Source organism: Azospirillum sp., assembly GCF_050789165.1.
On the sequence record NZ_JBOZRT010000139.1, the window covers coordinates 1 to 13877 of the forward strand.

General features: G+C 71.4%; 12 protein-coding genes. 10 read left to right on the top strand and 2 right to left on the bottom strand.

The genetic code is table 11. The annotated features are described in order from the left end of the window. Window positions 1–31: 31 nt before the first annotated feature. Window positions 32–847, top strand: a complete 816-nt coding sequence (locus tag ACRWK7_RS29350) for an ABC transporter permease (protein WP_431860439.1) — start codon at window positions 32–34, stop codon at window positions 845–847. A 22-nt stretch (window positions 848–869) separates the two neighbouring features. Here the strand turns inward: ACRWK7_RS29350 and ACRWK7_RS29355 are convergent, their stop codons facing one another. Continuing rightward, window positions 870–1358 (bottom strand): BLUF domain-containing protein, encoded by a 489-nt coding sequence (locus ACRWK7_RS29355; RefSeq protein ID WP_431860441.1) that lies wholly within the window; start codon window positions 1356–1358, stop codon window positions 870–872. 137 nt (window positions 1359–1495) lie between these two features. Between ACRWK7_RS29355 and lpxD the strand changes: the two genes are divergently transcribed. The 3 genes from lpxD to ACRWK7_RS29370 are packed head-to-tail and all read left to right on the top strand — an operon-like array spanning window position 1496 to window position 4091. Continuing rightward, entirely contained in the window at window positions 1496–2572 is a 1077-nt protein-coding gene (lpxD, locus tag ACRWK7_RS29360) for a UDP-3-O-(3-hydroxymyristoyl)glucosamine N-acyltransferase (RefSeq protein WP_431860443.1), read from the top strand. A gap of 30 nt (window positions 2573–2602) precedes the next feature. Further along, window positions 2603–2872: a phosphopantetheine-binding protein gene (locus ACRWK7_RS29365; RefSeq protein WP_431860445.1), complete on the top strand. Its 270-nt coding sequence runs from the start codon at window positions 2603–2605 to the stop codon at window positions 2870–2872. 10 nt (window positions 2873–2882) lie between these two features. After that, the gene (locus ACRWK7_RS29370) at window positions 2883–4091 is read left to right on the top strand and encodes a beta-ketoacyl-[acyl-carrier-protein] synthase family protein (RefSeq protein WP_431860446.1); all 1209 of its coding nucleotides are present in this window, start codon (window positions 2883–2885) and stop codon (window positions 4089–4091) included. Between the two features lie 3 nt (window positions 4092–4094). On the opposite strand, the gene ACRWK7_RS29375 is transcribed toward ACRWK7_RS29370, so the two are convergent. Further along, complete coding sequence (locus ACRWK7_RS29375) at window positions 4095–4760, bottom strand: Crp/Fnr family transcriptional regulator (protein WP_431860448.1); 666 nt, start codon at window positions 4758–4760, stop codon at window positions 4095–4097. A 215-nt stretch (window positions 4761–4975) separates the two neighbouring features. On the opposite strand from ACRWK7_RS29375, the gene ACRWK7_RS29380 reads away from it, so the two are divergent. The 6 genes from ACRWK7_RS29380 to ACRWK7_RS29405 all read left to right on the top strand — a co-directional run bounded on the left by ACRWK7_RS29380 (window position 4976) and on the right by ACRWK7_RS29405 (window position 13722). Beyond that, window positions 4976–7240, top strand: coding sequence for a GumC family protein (locus ACRWK7_RS29380; RefSeq protein ID WP_431860450.1), 2265 nt, complete (start codon window positions 4976–4978; stop codon window positions 7238–7240). 143 nt (window positions 7241–7383) lie between these two features. Next, window positions 7384–8826, top strand: coding sequence for a flippase (locus ACRWK7_RS29385; protein WP_431860452.1), 1443 nt, complete (start codon window positions 7384–7386; stop codon window positions 8824–8826). Between the two features lie 277 nt (window positions 8827–9103). Next, window positions 9104–10459, top strand: a complete 1356-nt coding sequence (locus tag ACRWK7_RS29390; protein WP_431860453.1) for a nucleotide sugar dehydrogenase — start codon at window positions 9104–9106, stop codon at window positions 10457–10459. 6 nt (window positions 10460–10465) lie between these two features. After that, entirely contained in the window at window positions 10466–11458 is a 993-nt protein-coding gene (locus ACRWK7_RS29395; RefSeq protein WP_431860455.1) for an NAD-dependent epimerase/dehydratase family protein, read from the top strand. A gap of 40 nt (window positions 11459–11498) precedes the next feature. Continuing rightward, window positions 11499–12452 (top strand): GDP-L-fucose synthase family protein, encoded by a 954-nt coding sequence (locus tag ACRWK7_RS29400; RefSeq protein WP_431860458.1) that lies wholly within the window; start codon window positions 11499–11501, stop codon window positions 12450–12452. Window positions 12453–12456: 4 nt separating this feature from the next. Then, window positions 12457–13722 (top strand): glycosyltransferase family 4 protein, encoded by a 1266-nt coding sequence (locus ACRWK7_RS29405; protein ID WP_431860457.1) that lies wholly within the window; start codon window positions 12457–12459, stop codon window positions 13720–13722. Window positions 13723–13877 lie beyond the last annotated feature (155 nt).

The following is a 13877-nucleotide window of genomic DNA, read 5'->3' on the forward strand; positions in this document are numbered from 1 at the left end:
GGAGGGGGCAAGAGCATACGGAAAGAGCCCCATGACCCTCACCGACACCCTCGACCTCTCCCCCCGCCGCGTCGGCGCCATGGTGCTGCGTTACTGGTACCTGCTGCGCGGGTCGTGGCCGCGGTTCCTGGAGCTGGCCTACTGGCCCACCATGCAGATGATCCTGTGGGGCTACATCAACCAGTTCATGGCGCAGAACAGCAGCTGGGTGGCGCAGGGGGCGGGCGTGCTGATCTCCGGCGTGCTGCTGTGGGACGTGCTGTTCCGCGGGCAGCTCGGCGTGTCGGTGTCGTTCCTCGAGGAGATGTGGTCGCGCAACCTCGGCCACCTGTTCGTCAGCCCGCTGCGGCCGGGCGAGTGGGTCGTCTCGCTGATGGTGATGAGCCTGATCCGCACCATCATCGGCGTGGTGCCGGCGGCGCTGCTGGCGGTGCCGTTCTTCGGCTACTCGGTGTTCTCCATGGGCCTGCCGCTGGGGCTGTTCTTCGCGCTGCTGCTGCTGTTCGGCTGGTCGCTCGGCCTGTTCACCGTGGCGCTGATCCTGCGCTACGGCATGGGGGCGGAGGGGCTGGCGTGGATCCTGGTGTTCATGCTGGCGCCGGTCAGCGCCGTCTACTACCCGGTCTCGGTGCTGCCCGGGTGGCTGCAGTGGGTGGCCCTGGCCCTGCCCTCCACCCACGTGTTCGAGGGCATGCGGGCGCTGGTCTTCCACGGCACGCTGGAGTGGCGGCAGATGGCCTGGGCGGCCGGGCTGAACCTGGTGTTCATGGCGCTGTGCGCCGGCAGCTTCCTGTGGTCGTTCCGCCAGGCGCGGGTGCGCGGCGCGCTGCTGCAGACGGGGGAATGAGCCCCCCACCCCCTCCGGTCCGTCAGGCCGCCTCCTCCGCCTCCCCGGCCGCCTCCCCGGCCGGCGCGGCCAGACCGGCGAAGTGCGCCACCAGCTGGGTGGCGCGCTCGGCGGTCAGGCGCTCGGGGTGGAAGCCGGCCACGCCGCAGAAGCGGCGGCAGACGTCCTGCGTCAGCCGGTCGGCGCCGACGTAGAGCATCGACCACACCGGGAACAGCCGCTCCGCCACCGGCGTGAAGGTGACGAGTCCCACGTCATGGTGGCGCGGGTCGGCGAGGATGCGGCCGAACACCCGGTTGACGTGCAGCCGCCGGCCTTCCAGCACCTGGAGGACCCGGTTCTGGTCGAAGCACAGCGCCCCGGTCACGCCGACCGCGGCGTTGTTGCGGCGCGAGCGGGCGAGGATGTCCTTGAGGTCGGCGCGCGACAGGCCGGCGCGCACCTGGCTGAAATAGATGAGCCGGCACAGCTCCGCCTCGGCGTCCACCCACGAGGAATCCCATCCGTCCATCAACCGTCCCTTTGCAGATCCGCTCCTGATACGCGCCCCCCACCACCGTGGATTGCCCCTCCCGCCTCGGCATTTCGTCGGTCTGCGTTTCGTGCTAGGGGTAGCGCCCCGTCACCGCAGCCCGAAGCGCCCCGCCCATGAAGCTCGCCGAGATCGCCGCCGCCCTGGACGCCCGTGTCGAGGGCGACGGTTCCATCGAGATCGCCCGCGCCGTCCACCCGTCCGAGGCCGAGGGGCCCGGGGACCTGGCGCTCGCCATGGACAAGGAGCTGCTGGCGCTGCTGCCCGGCACCAGGGCGCGCGCCGCGGTGCTGGCCGAGGGCGCCGAGGTGCCGGCCGGGCTTGCCGGCGCCATCCTGGTGAAGCGCCCGCGCTACGCCATGGCCGGCCTGATGGACGTGTTCGAGAAGCCGGTGCACGCCGAGCCCGGCGTCCACCCCCAGGCCTTCGTGGCGCCGGACGTCGAGTTGGGCGAGGGCGTGTCGGTCGGCCCCTTCGCCTACGTCGGCCCCGGGGCGAAGCTCGGCCCCGGCTGCATCGTGATGCCGCACGCGACCATCGGCGCCGGGGCGGTGGCCGGCCGCGACTGCCTGTTCCACCCCGGCGCCCGCATCGGCGAGCGGGTGGAGATGGGCGAGCGCTGCATCATCCACCCCAACGCCGCGGTCGGCAACGACGGCTTCAGCTTCGTGACGCCGGAGCCGGGCAGCGTCGAGACCGCCAAGGCCAGCGGCCGGGTCACCGCCACCAACGTGCTGATCCGCCGCGTCAACTCCATCGGCACGGTGATCCTCGGCGACGACGTGGAGGTGGGCGCCGGCGCCACCATCGACCGCGGCACGGTCACGGCGACCCGCGTCGGCAACGGCACCAAGATCGACAACCTCGTGCAGATCGGCCACAACGTGGTGATCGGCACCAACTGCATGCTGTGCGGCCACGTCGGCGTGGCGGGCAGCGTCACCATCGGCGACCGCGTGGTGCTGGCCGGCAAGGTGGGCGTCGCCGACCACAAGACCATCGGCAGCGATTCGGTGGTCGCCGCCAACTCCGGCGTCGGGCGCGACATCCCGCCGAAGACGGTGTGGATGGGCTATCCCGCCGTGCCGCGCACCGAGGCGTTCGAGCAGTACAAGAACCTCGGCCGCCTGAAGCGCTACTTCGCGGACGTGGTAGACCTAAAGAATCGAATCAAGGCCTTGGAATCGCGGTAACCTTTGCGGCGGCACAGCCGGAGCCGCCGCATGAGTCCAACCCCCGCGAACATCGAAGACGACGTCCTCGCCATCATCGCCGAGAAGGGGCAGGTGGACCGCGCGCGGCTAACGCCGGACGCCCGCCTCGCCGACCTCGCCATCGCGTCGCTCGACGTGATCGAGATCGTCTTCGCCCTGGAGGACCGCTTCGACATCGCGATCCCCTTCAACGCCAACGACGCCCGGCAGGAGTTCGCCACCGTCGGCGACATCCTGCGCGCCGTCGAGGCCGTGATCGGCGAGAGCCGCGCGGCGTGACGCGCGCCCCATGACCCATGCCGTCGTAACCGGGCTGGGCGTCGTCTCGCCCATCGGGATCGGCGTTCCGGCCTTCGCGGATTCGCTGTTCGCCGGGCGCAGCGGCATCGGCCCGCTGGCCGGCATGCCCGACCGGCCGCTCGCCATCCCCGTCGCCGCCCAAGTGCGCGATTTCGACCCGGCGGCGCATATCGACCCGAAGCGCCTGAGCCTGCTCGACCGGACCAGCCAGCTTGCCCTGGTGGCGGCGCGCGAGGCGGTGGGCATGTCCGGGCTGTCCTTCGCCGGACCGCTGTCCGAACGCACTGGGGTGGTGCTGGGCATCGGCGTGGGCGGCATGACCACGCTGGACGACGCCTTCCTGCGCCTGTACGGCGAGGGGGCCAACCGCCTGCACCCGCTGACCATCCCGCGCCTGATGTTCAGCGCCCCGGCCGCACACCTGTCCATGGAGTTCGGCATCACCGGCCCGGCCTTCGCGGCGTCGAGCGCCTGCGCCTCGTCCGGCCACGCGCTGGGCATGGCCTTGATGCTGCTGCGCGCCGGCATGGCCGACGTCGTGATCACGGGCGGCGCCGAGGCCAGCCTGAGCTTCGGCGCGCTCAAGGGCTGGGAGGCGATGCGGATCGCCAGTTCCGACACCTGCCGCCCCTTCTCGAAGGACCGCAGCGGCATGGTGCTGGGCGAGGGCGCGGCGGTCCTGGTGCTGGAGACCGAGGAGCACGCCCGCCGCCGCGGCGCCGCCGTCCTGGCCGGGCTGGCCGGCGTCGGCCTGGGCGCGGACGCCGGCGACATCACCGCCCCCGACCCGCGGGGCGCGGCACGTGCGATGCGCGCCGCGCTGACGGACGCGCGGCTGGATCCCGAGGCGGTGGACTACATCAACGCGCACGGCACCGCCACCGCCGCCAACGACGTGGCAGAGGCGCAGGCGATCCACGACGTGTTCGGCGCGCGGGCGGCGCGGCTGCCGGTGTCGTCGTCCAAGTCCATGTTCGGCCACGCGCTGGGCGCGGCGGGGGCGCTGGAGGCGGTGGCGACGGTGCTGGCGCTGACGCGCGGGATCGTCCCGCCGACCGCCAATTTCACCGAGCCGGACCCCGCCTGCCCGGTGGACGCGGTGCCCAACGCGGCGCGGGAGATGCCGATCCGGGTGGCGCTGTCGAACTCGTTCGCGTTCGGGGGGCTGAACGCGGTGCTGGCGCTGCGGCGCACGTAACCTTTACGCCGCCAGCCCCTCCAGCCCGCGCACGTCGCGCACCAGCACGCGCCCGCGCGTCAGCTCGACCAGCCCGCGCCGCTCGAACTCCTTGAGCTGCCGGCTCACCACCTCGCGCGCGGTGCCGAGTTCCACCGCCAGCGTCTGGTGCGTGGTGTCGAGCCCGCCGTCCGCGTCCCGGTGCTCCACCAGGAAGCGCGCCAGACGCAGGTCGACGCGGCCGAAAGCGACCTCCTCGACCAGCGCCATCATGCCGGTCAGCCGGTTGCCGAAGGACTCGAAGACGAAGTCGCGGAACACCGCCGAGCGCGCCAGCAGCGCGTGGAAGGCCGACGCGCCCAGCGCCACCGCGTCGATGTCGGTCTCGCCCACGCCTTCGGCGCTGTAGCCGGTGCGCGTCATCAGGCAGGCGGTGGTGAGGATGCAGGTCTCGCCGCGCGCCACCCGGTACAGGACGATCTCGCGCCCGGATTCCGACACCATCTGCACCCGGACCGAGCCGTCCAGCATCATCAGGTAGCTCTGGCACAAGGCGCCGGCCTGGAACAGCACCGTGCCGCGCGGCAGGTGCACGCGCACGCCCTCGGCGGACAGCAGGGCCATCGCCTCGGGTTCCAGCTGCGCCAGTGCCGGAAACGCGTCCAGCCAGTCCGTACCCGTCAGCGCCATGCCGCCCTCCCCGCGAAAAAGACTTGGCCATTATCGGCAAGCGTCCCGCACGGGTCCATACCGACGGCTCGCTGGTTCCAACGGATGACCCACAAGGGCGCACTTGCCTGTCCGGATGCACCGCAGCACGCGTGAAACGGCACCCTCTCCAGGGTGTTCATGCCCCCAGGACTATGCCGCCCCGGCGGCGTCGGAGGCATGTGGGAGGACCGGCTTTGGCGACGCAGGAGATACAGGAATACCCCGCACGGAGGCCGGGCGGACAGGTCAGCTTCAACATCTCGGACGCCGCGGTGAACGCGGTGCGCCGCACCGCCGGCATGCTGTGGCGGCACAAGCTGCTGATCGGCGTCACCATGCTGCTGGGCACGGGGGCCGCGGTGGGGATCGCGCTGCAGCTCACCCCGCTCTACACCGCCGAGACGCTGGTGATGCTGGAGCACCGCAAGACCTCGGTGACGAAGTTCGAGGAGGTGCTCGGCGGCCTCGGCGCCGACATGAGCGTGATGCAGAGCGAGGTGGCGGTGCTGAAGTCCCCCACCTTCGCCGAGAAGATCGTGGACCGGCTGAACCTGGTGAACGATCCGGAATTCAACGCCGACCTGCGGCCGCCGCCCAACCCGCTGCTCGTCTACCTCAACCCGCGCAACTGGATCCCGGATTCGTGGCGGGATTCGCTCCAGGGCAACCGCCCGGCGATCGAGCTGACCGAGGAGGAGAAGGCCAAGAACCGCAAGACCTCGGTGGTCAACGCGGTGCTCGACAACCTGAACGTCCGGCCGCAGGGCCGCTCCTACGTGCTCTCGGTGACCTTCGACAGCGAGGACCCGCGCAAGGCGTCCACCATCGTCAACACCATCGCCCAGATGTATCTGGTCGATCAGCTGGACGAGAAGTTCAAGGCCACCAAGCGCGCCACCGCGTGGCTGGAGGAGCGCATCGCCGAGGTCCGCAAGGAGGCCCGCGAGGCCGGCGACGCGGCCGAGGCGTTCCGCGCCCGCACCGGCCTGACCGCGTCCGGCGAGGCGCGCACCATCTCCACCCAGCAGTTGGCCGAACTGAACACCAACTACGTCCTCGCCCGCACCCAGCGCGAGGCGGCGGAGGCCAAGCAGCGCGAGGTCGTCAACCTGACGCGCAACCAGCGCAGCGTCGGCACCATCGGCGACGTGCTGGGCAACGGCCTGATCCAGTCGCTGCGCCGGCAGGAGGTCGAGCTGCAGCGCCAGATGGCCGACGCCAACCAGCGCTACGGCGGCAAGCACCCGGCGATCCAGGCCCTGCAGAGCCAGCTGCGCGACCTGCAGGGCCAGATGCGGATGGAGGTCGATAAGATCGTCCAGGGCCTCAACAACGAGGTCGAGCTGGCGCGCGGCCGCGAGGCGTCGCTGAAGGCCAGCCTGGACGAGCTGCAGGGCAAGGTGGACGATCAGCAGAAGTCCACCGTCACCCTGCGCACGCTGGAGCGCGACGCCGAAACCTCGCAGACCATGTACGAGACGCTGCTGACCCGCTTCCAGGAGATCTCCTCGCAGAACGACATCCAGCAGCCGGACGCCCGCGTCGTCTCGCAGGCCGCCATCCCGCTGCTGCCCAGCCAGCCCAACAAGAAGCTGATCGTCATCCTGGCGCTGATCGCGTCGGGCGCGGTCGGCGTGCTGCTGGCCATGCTGGTCGAGTACTTCGAGCGCGGCTTCCGCAGCCCGCACCAGTTCGAGCTGGCGACCGGCGTGCGCGGCCTGGGCATCGTGCCGACCATCGGCCGCTGGGGCCGGCTGCGCGGCAGCCCGGCCGACTACGTGATCGACAAGCCGCTGTCCTCCTACACCGAGGCGCTGCAGAGCCTGCGCACCACGCTGCTGCTGGCCAACCCGGACGGGCGGCAGCGGGTGCTGCTGTTCACCTCCGCGGTGCCGGACGAGGGCAAGAGCTCGGTCGCCGGCGGCTTCGCGCGGATCTGCGCCAACGCCGGGCAGCGGGTGGTGATCGTCGACTGCGACCTGCGCCGCAAGGGCCTGCACCGCATGCTCGGCCTGGAGAACCGCAGCGGCCTCTACGAGGTGCTGTCCGGTCAGGCGGCGGTGCAGGACGTGGTGCAGGCCGACCCGCGCACCGGGCTGCACGTCATCGCCGCCGGCCACGGCTCGGCGCTGCCGCAGGACATGCTGGGCTCGGCCCGCATGCACCAGCTGATCTCGCGCCTGGCGCTGGAATACGACCGGGTGATCCTCGATTCGCCGCCGGTGCTGGCGGTGTCGGAGAGCAAGCTGCTGGCCGCGCTGGCCGACCAGACGGTGTTCATCGTCCGCTGGGGCAAGACCAAGCGCGAGACCGCCATGGCCGGCCTGAAGGAGCTGGTGGAGGCCGGCGCCGATGTGGTCGGCGTGCTGTTCAGCCAGGTCGATGCCCGCCGCCACGCCCAGTACGAGTTCCCGGACAGCGGCCGCTACCACGGGTATCGCCGGTACTACGTGAACTAATAGCCCCTCCCCCCCTCGCGGGGGAGGGGTTGGGGATGAGGGGGCGCGGGCGAAGCCCGCGAAGGTTCGCGTCGCCACCCTCTCCCCAACCCCTCTCCCGTCGAGGGAGAGGGGCTCTTTGTTGCCACAACACTGGACTTCGCATGTCCGCCGGACGGCTCATCTTCCTGAACATCCGGGCGCTGGCGATCGCCAAGGTGCTGACCATGGCCTTCGGTTTGGTCGCCACCGCGTGGACGGCGCGCCACCTCGGGCCGGAGCATTACGGCTTCATCGGCTTCGGCACCGCGTTCATCGCCTACGCCGCACTGTTCGTGAACCTCGGCCTGTCCACCTACGCGGTGCGCGAGATCGCCCGCGACCGCAGCCAGGCGAAGCGGATCGTCGACCATGTGCTGACCATCCGCGTGCTGCTCGCCGTGCTGGTCGGCGGGCTGTACGCGCTGATCGTCTACGCGCTGGACAAGCCGTTCCTGGTCAAGGCGGTGCTGTGGGTGCAGATCGTCCAGCTGTTCGGGCAGGCGCTGATCATCGACTTCTACTACCAGGGCACCGAGCGGATGGGCGTCATCGCCGGTCGGGAGGCCGGCAACGCCATCGTCACCATGATCGCCACGCTGGCGCTGGTGCGCGGCCCCGACGACGTGGTGATCGCCGCCGGCATCACCGCACTGTCGGTGCTGTTCAACGCGCTGCTGGTGGTGGTCCGCTACACCCGCGAGTTCGGGGCGCCGCACCCGCGCTTCGACCTGGGTGCGTGGCGCGTCATGCTGACCGCGGCGGCGCCGATGGCGGTCAGCGTCTTCGCCTGGGCGATCTTCTCGCACCTCGACACGGTGATGCTGGGCTTCATGGCCGACAAGACGCAGGTCGGCTGGTACGCGGCCTCGTTCAAGGTGCTGATGCTGGCCTCCACCGCCGGCCACATCGTCATGAACAGCTTCCTGCCGCAGCTCGCCTCGGCCTACGGCGACCACGAGCGGATGCGCCTGCGCATGCACGACTACGCCACCACCATGCTGGTGGTCGGCGCGCTGGCCTCGGCGGCCGGGCTGACGCTGGCGCCGGAGATCCTGATGCTGTTCTTCGGCGAGGCCTACGCCCCGGCGGTCAACGCGCTGCGCCTGCTGATGGCGGCGCTGGGCGTCATCTACCTGAACATGGTGCTGGGCAATCCGCTGCTGGTCTGGCACCGGCAGACCGGCTACATGGCGGTGATCCTGACCGGCGGCGCGATCAACGCGGGGCTCAACCTCTGGGCCATTCCGCGCTGGGGCATGGAGGGCTCCGCCGCCGCCACGCTGGCGTCGGAGCTGGTGTGCACCGCCGGCATGGCGTGGCTGCACCGGCGCGCGGTCGGGCAGCTCTACCTGGGCATCGCGGCGCGGGCGGCGGCCTGCGCGCTGCTGGCGGTGGCCAGCTGGGTGCTGATCGAACACCTGCTGCCGCAGGCGGTGCCGCGCCACCCGCTGGCAGTCCTGGCGGTGGGCGGGACGTGCATGGCGATGGTCTACGCGGCGGCGGTGCCGCTCGCCGGGCTGGTCGCGGTGTCGCGCCTGCGCCGGCTGGTCGGAGCCTCCGCATGAGGGCGCCCCCAACGGATAGGCAAGCCGCGCGGACGGATGATGCCCGGCCGCGCCGCTCCACCCGCAAGTACATTTCCAGAATTTCTCTTGCAATACTGTCGACATCCTGCCCGACAGGTCAAACGATCCGGCTATCTTCTCTTTCGAATCTATCTAATTCATTGGAATCAGGGGAACAATCCCCGGCTAGAACCTGTTGGCACTGAGGCACTTACGGGGCGGCGCATGGGCGACGCCTTTCTGAGTATGGCGTCAATTTAGGCAGGGCCACGGACGAATGCTTCCCAACTCCTTTCCCGACCGCAACGTCTGCGTGCTGGGCCTCGGCTATGTCGGCATGACGCTGGCGGTGGCGATGGCCGACGCGGGTTTCCAGGTTCACGGCGTGGAGATCCGCGGCGACATCCTGGACAAGCTGGCCCAGGGCCTGCCCCACTTCCACGAGCCGGGCCTCGCCGAACGGCTGCGCCACGTGCTGAGCCGCGGCCGGTTCAGCTTCGGCCGGACGCCGGAGTGCGAACGCCGGCACAGCGTCTACATCATCACGGTCGGCACCCCGCTGGACCGGACGGGCCGCGTGCGCACCGACATGATCGAAGCGGCGACCCGGCAGGTGGCCGAGTGCCTGAACGACGGCGACATGGTGATCCTGCGCTCGACGGTGAAGCTCGGCACCACCCGCGGCGTCGTGAAGCCGATCCTCGACGCGTGCGGCAAGCGCTTCGACATCGCCTTCTGCCCGGAGCGCACGCTGGAGGGCCAGGCGCTGGTCGAGCTGGAGCAGCTGCCGCAGATCATCGGCGCCGAGAGCATGGACGTGGCCGCGCGCGCCTCGCAGATCTTCGGCTTCCTGACGCCGACCACGGTCAAGGTCTCGACGCTGGAGACGGCGGAGCTGATCAAGCTGGTGGACAACACCTACCGCGACGTCACCTTCGCCTTCTCCAACGAGATCGCGCGGCTGTGCAACAGCCTGGAGATCAGCGCCGCGGAGGTGGTGCGGGCCGGCAAGCTGGGCTACCCGCGCACCAACCTGCCGCTGCCCGGCCCGGTCGGCGGCCCCTGCCTGGAGAAGGACCCGCACATCCTGATCGAGGGGGCGCGCGAGCACGGCGTCGAGCTGGAGATCACCGCCGCCGGCCGCCACGTCAACGAGACCCAGCCGCAGGAGGTCGCCGGCTTCCTGCACTCCCTCGCCAACTCCATGCAGGGCTTCCCGCGGGAGCCGACGATCAGCCTGATGGGCCTCGCCTTCAAGGGCCGGCCGGCGACGGACGACCTGCGCGGCACCATGGCGAAGCCGGTGTTCGACGAGCTGCGCGCCCGCTTCCCCACCGCGCGCTGGCGCGGCTTCGACGCGGTGGTGGCGCCGGACCAGATCCGCGCCTTCGGCCTGGAGCCGGCGGAGAGCATGGACGGCGCCGTGCGCGGCGCCAACCTCGCGGTGATCCTGAACAACCACCCGGTCTTCACCAGCATGCCGCTGCCGGATCTGGCGAGCCGCATGGACCGGCCGGGCTTCATCTACGACTTCTGGAACAACTTCAACAGCCGCGAAGTCGATCTCCCCGAGGGCACCGCGTACATCACGCTGGGCGGCCACGGGGCGGCGCGCTTCGCGCACGCGGGGTAAGGGGCGATGGCGCACTATCTCGTCACCGGCGGCAGCGGCTTCATCGGCGCCGCGCTGGTCCGCCGCCTGCTGAACGACGGGCACCGCGTCCGCGTGCTCGACGACAACTCGCGCGGCCACATGGGCCGCCTCGCCGGCATCGCCGACAGCGTCGAGTTCGTCGGCGGCGACATCCGCAATGCCGACACCGTGCGCACCGCGGTGCGCGGCACCGACGCCGTGCTGCACCTCGCCGCCGTCAACGGCACCCGGCACTTCTACGAGAAGCCGGAGGTGGTGCTGGACGTCGGCGTGCGCGGCATGCTGAACGTGCTGGACGCCTGCCGGGCCGAGGGGGTGGGCGACCTCGTCCTCGCCTCGTCGTCGGAGGCGTACCAGACGCCGCCCATGGTGCCGACGCCGGAGGACGTGCCGCTGGTGGTGCCGGACGTGCTGAACCCGCGCTATTCCTACGGCGGGTCGAAGCTGATCTCCGAGCTGCTGGCGGTGAACTGGGGGCGCACCGGCTTCGACCGCGTCGCCATCTTCCGCCCGCACAACGTCTACGGCCCCGACATGGGGTGGGAGCACGTGGTGCCGGAGTTCGTGCGCCGCGCCGTCGCCGCGGTCAGCCTCAGCGCGCCGCGCGTCCCGGTGGCCTTCCCGATCCAGGGCGACGGCACGCAGACGCGCGCCTTCGTGCACATCGACGACGCGGTGGACGGCATCGTCACCGTGATCGGGAAGGGCGAGCACCTCGGCGTCTACCACGTCGGCAACCCGGAGGAGGTCAGCGTCGCCGACCTCGCCCGCCAGGTGGTGGCCTGCTTCGGTCGCCAGGCGGAGGTCATCGCCGGCCCGCCCGCCCCCGGCGGCACCGACCGCCGCTGCCCGGACATCTCTCGCCTGGAACGCCTCGGCTTCCGCCCGCGCATCCCGCTGGCCGAGGGCTTGCCGGGCGTCGTCGACTGGTACGCCCACCGCATCGCCGGCGACGCGCCGCTGCGGGCGGCGGAATGAGCGGCATGCGGACGCGACACGGAAGCGGGGAACCATGACCATGCATCAGGACAGCCGGATCTTCGTCGCCGGCCACCGCGGGCTGGTGGGATCGGCGATCCTCCGGCAGCTCGCCGCGGAAGGGCACGCCAACCTCGTGACGCGCACCCGCGGCGAGCTGGACCTGACCGACCAGGCCGCCGTGCGCGCCTTCTTCGACCGCGAGAAGATCGACTGCGTGTTCCTCGCCGCCGCGCGGGTCGGCGGCATCCTCGCCAACGAGCGGCAGGGAGCCGACTTCATCCGCGACAACCTGCTGATCCAGACCAACGTCATCGACGCGGCGTGGCGGGCGGGGGTGGGCAAGCTGCTGTTCCTCGGATCGAGCTGCATCTACCCGCGCCTCGCCGAGCAGCCGATGCGCGAGGACGCGCTGCTGACCGGCGCGCTGGAGCCCTCCAACAAGCCCTACGCCGTCGCCAAGATCGCCGGCATCACCATGTGCCAGGCCTACCGCAAGCAGTACGGCTTCAACGCCATCTGCGCGCAGCCCGCCAACCTCTACGGCCCCGGCGACCATTTCGAGCCGGAGTCCTCGCACGTGCTGCCCGGCCTGATCCGCCGCTTCCACGACGCCAAGATGGCGGGTGCGCCGAGCGTCACCCTGTGGGGCACCGGCACGCCGCGGCGCGAGTTCCTGTACGTGGACGACATGGCCGACGCCTGCATCCACTTGATGCGCGCCTACGACGGGGGCGAGCTCATCAACCTCGGCACCGGCGAGGACATCACCATCCGCGACCTGGCCGATCTGGTGCGCGAGACCGTCGGCTACACCGGCCGCATCGAGCAGGACCTGAGCAAGCCCGACGGCCACCCGCGCAAGGTGGTGGACGTCACCCGGCTGGCCGCCACCGGCTGGCGCGCCCGGATGCCGCTGGACGAGGGAATCCGGCGAACCTACGCGTGGTTCCTGGAGAACGGCGCCGCCCCCTACGCCGCCGCGGCGGAGTGAGGCGATGCCCGACACCCTCCTCCACGCCTCGTCCGAGACCCGCCCGACGCTCGATCAGGTCGCCGTGCCGCCGGCGGTGCTGCTGGTCGCCATGAGCTACTGGCCGGAACCGGCCGGCAGCGCGCCGATGATGACCGACCTCGCCACCTCCTTCGCGGCGGCGGGGGCGGCGACCACGGTGCTGACCGCGCGGCCCAACTATCCGGGCCAGCAGGTCTATCCCGAGTACACCGACGGCCGCCGCGACAGCGAGGTGGCGGACGGCGTGCGCATCGAGCGCTTCCTGACCATTCCCCCGAAGGGCGGCGGGATGCGCGCCCGCTTCCTGCACGAGGGCGTGCTGCACTCCGGCTTCATGACGGCGCGGGCCAGCGGGCGGGTGCCGGCGCACAGCGCGGTGCTGTCGCTGTGCCCGTCGATCTTCAGCGTCGCCGTCGCCGACCGCTACACCGCGCCCGGCGGCCGCCACGTCGCCATCGTGCACGACATCCAGAGCGGGCTGGCCGGCGCGCTCGGCCTCGGCGGCGGGCTGGCGGTGAAGGCGCTGCGCGCGGTGGAGCGGCTGGCGCTGAACCGCGCCGACGCCGTGGTGGTGCTGTCCGAGCCGATGCGCGACGTGCTGCGCGAGTTGGGCGTCACCGTGCCCGTCCACGTCATCCCGCCGCACGTCGACACCGACCGCATCCACCCCCTGCCCCGCCTGCCCGGCCGGCCGCCGACCGTGCTGTACAGCGGCGCCTTCGCCCGCAAGCAGGGGCTGGAGGTGGTGCTGGACATAGCGGCCATCCTGCAGACCCGCGTGCCCGACGCCCGCGTCGTGCTGCGCGGCCAGGGCGGCATCGAGGCGGAGCTGCGCGAGCGCGCCGAGCGCATGGCGCTGCCCAACCTGGCGTTCGAGCCGCTGACCCCCGGCCACCGGCTGAACGAGGGGCTGGCCGAGGGCGACGTGCACCTGGTGCCGCAACGTCCGGAGGGCGCGGCCTTCGCCATGCCCGGCAAGGCGGTGACCATCATGGCCGCCGGCCGGCCGTTCGTCTGCACCTGCGAGGCGGGCTCGGCTCTGGAGCGGCTGGGCGCGGAGGTCGGCGCCTTCCGCTGCGTGCCGCCCGGCGACGCCGAGGCGATGGCGGACGCCGTCACGCTGCTGCTCGACAACCCGGCGGTGTGCACCGCCATGGGCCGCCGCGGCCGCGCCTGGGCGGAGAAGAACGCCTCCCGCCCGGTGATGCTGGCGCGCTACGCGCGGCTGCTGATGGGGGAGGAGGGGTGATGGTGAACGCTCTCACCCTCTCCCCTCCGGGGAGAGGGCTGGGTGAGGGGGTCCCGCACCGCGGACGCTCCCGGTCCCACGAAAAGCCCCCCCCCCCCCCCCCAGCCCCCCCGGGGGGAGGGGGGGGAGAGGGGGCGCCCATGACCCCCAGCCCC

Coding starts and splice junctions, on each gene's coding strand:
- ACRWK7_RS29350 (WP_431860439.1), top strand. CDS start 32: ATGACCCTCACCGACACCCTCGACCTCTCCCCCCGCCGCGTCGGCGCC.
- ACRWK7_RS29355 (WP_431860441.1), bottom strand. CDS start 1,358: ATGGACGGATGGGATTCCTCGTGGGTGGACGCCGAGGCGGAGCTGTGC.
- lpxD (WP_431860443.1), top strand. CDS start 1,496: ATGAAGCTCGCCGAGATCGCCGCCGCCCTGGACGCCCGTGTCGAGGGC.
- ACRWK7_RS29365 (WP_431860445.1), top strand. CDS start 2,603: ATGAGTCCAACCCCCGCGAACATCGAAGACGACGTCCTCGCCATCATC.
- ACRWK7_RS29370 (WP_431860446.1), top strand. CDS start 2,883: ATGACCCATGCCGTCGTAACCGGGCTGGGCGTCGTCTCGCCCATCGGG.
- ACRWK7_RS29375 (WP_431860448.1), bottom strand. CDS start 4,760: ATGGCGCTGACGGGTACGGACTGGCTGGACGCGTTTCCGGCACTGGCG.
- ACRWK7_RS29385 (WP_431860452.1), top strand. CDS start 7,384: ATGTCCGCCGGACGGCTCATCTTCCTGAACATCCGGGCGCTGGCGATC.
- ACRWK7_RS29390 (WP_431860453.1), top strand. CDS start 9,104: ATGCTTCCCAACTCCTTTCCCGACCGCAACGTCTGCGTGCTGGGCCTC.
- ACRWK7_RS29395 (WP_431860455.1), top strand. CDS start 10,466: ATGGCGCACTATCTCGTCACCGGCGGCAGCGGCTTCATCGGCGCCGCG.
- ACRWK7_RS29400 (WP_431860458.1), top strand. CDS start 11,499: ATGCATCAGGACAGCCGGATCTTCGTCGCCGGCCACCGCGGGCTGGTG.
- ACRWK7_RS29405 (WP_431860457.1), top strand. CDS start 12,457: ATGCCCGACACCCTCCTCCACGCCTCGTCCGAGACCCGCCCGACGCTC.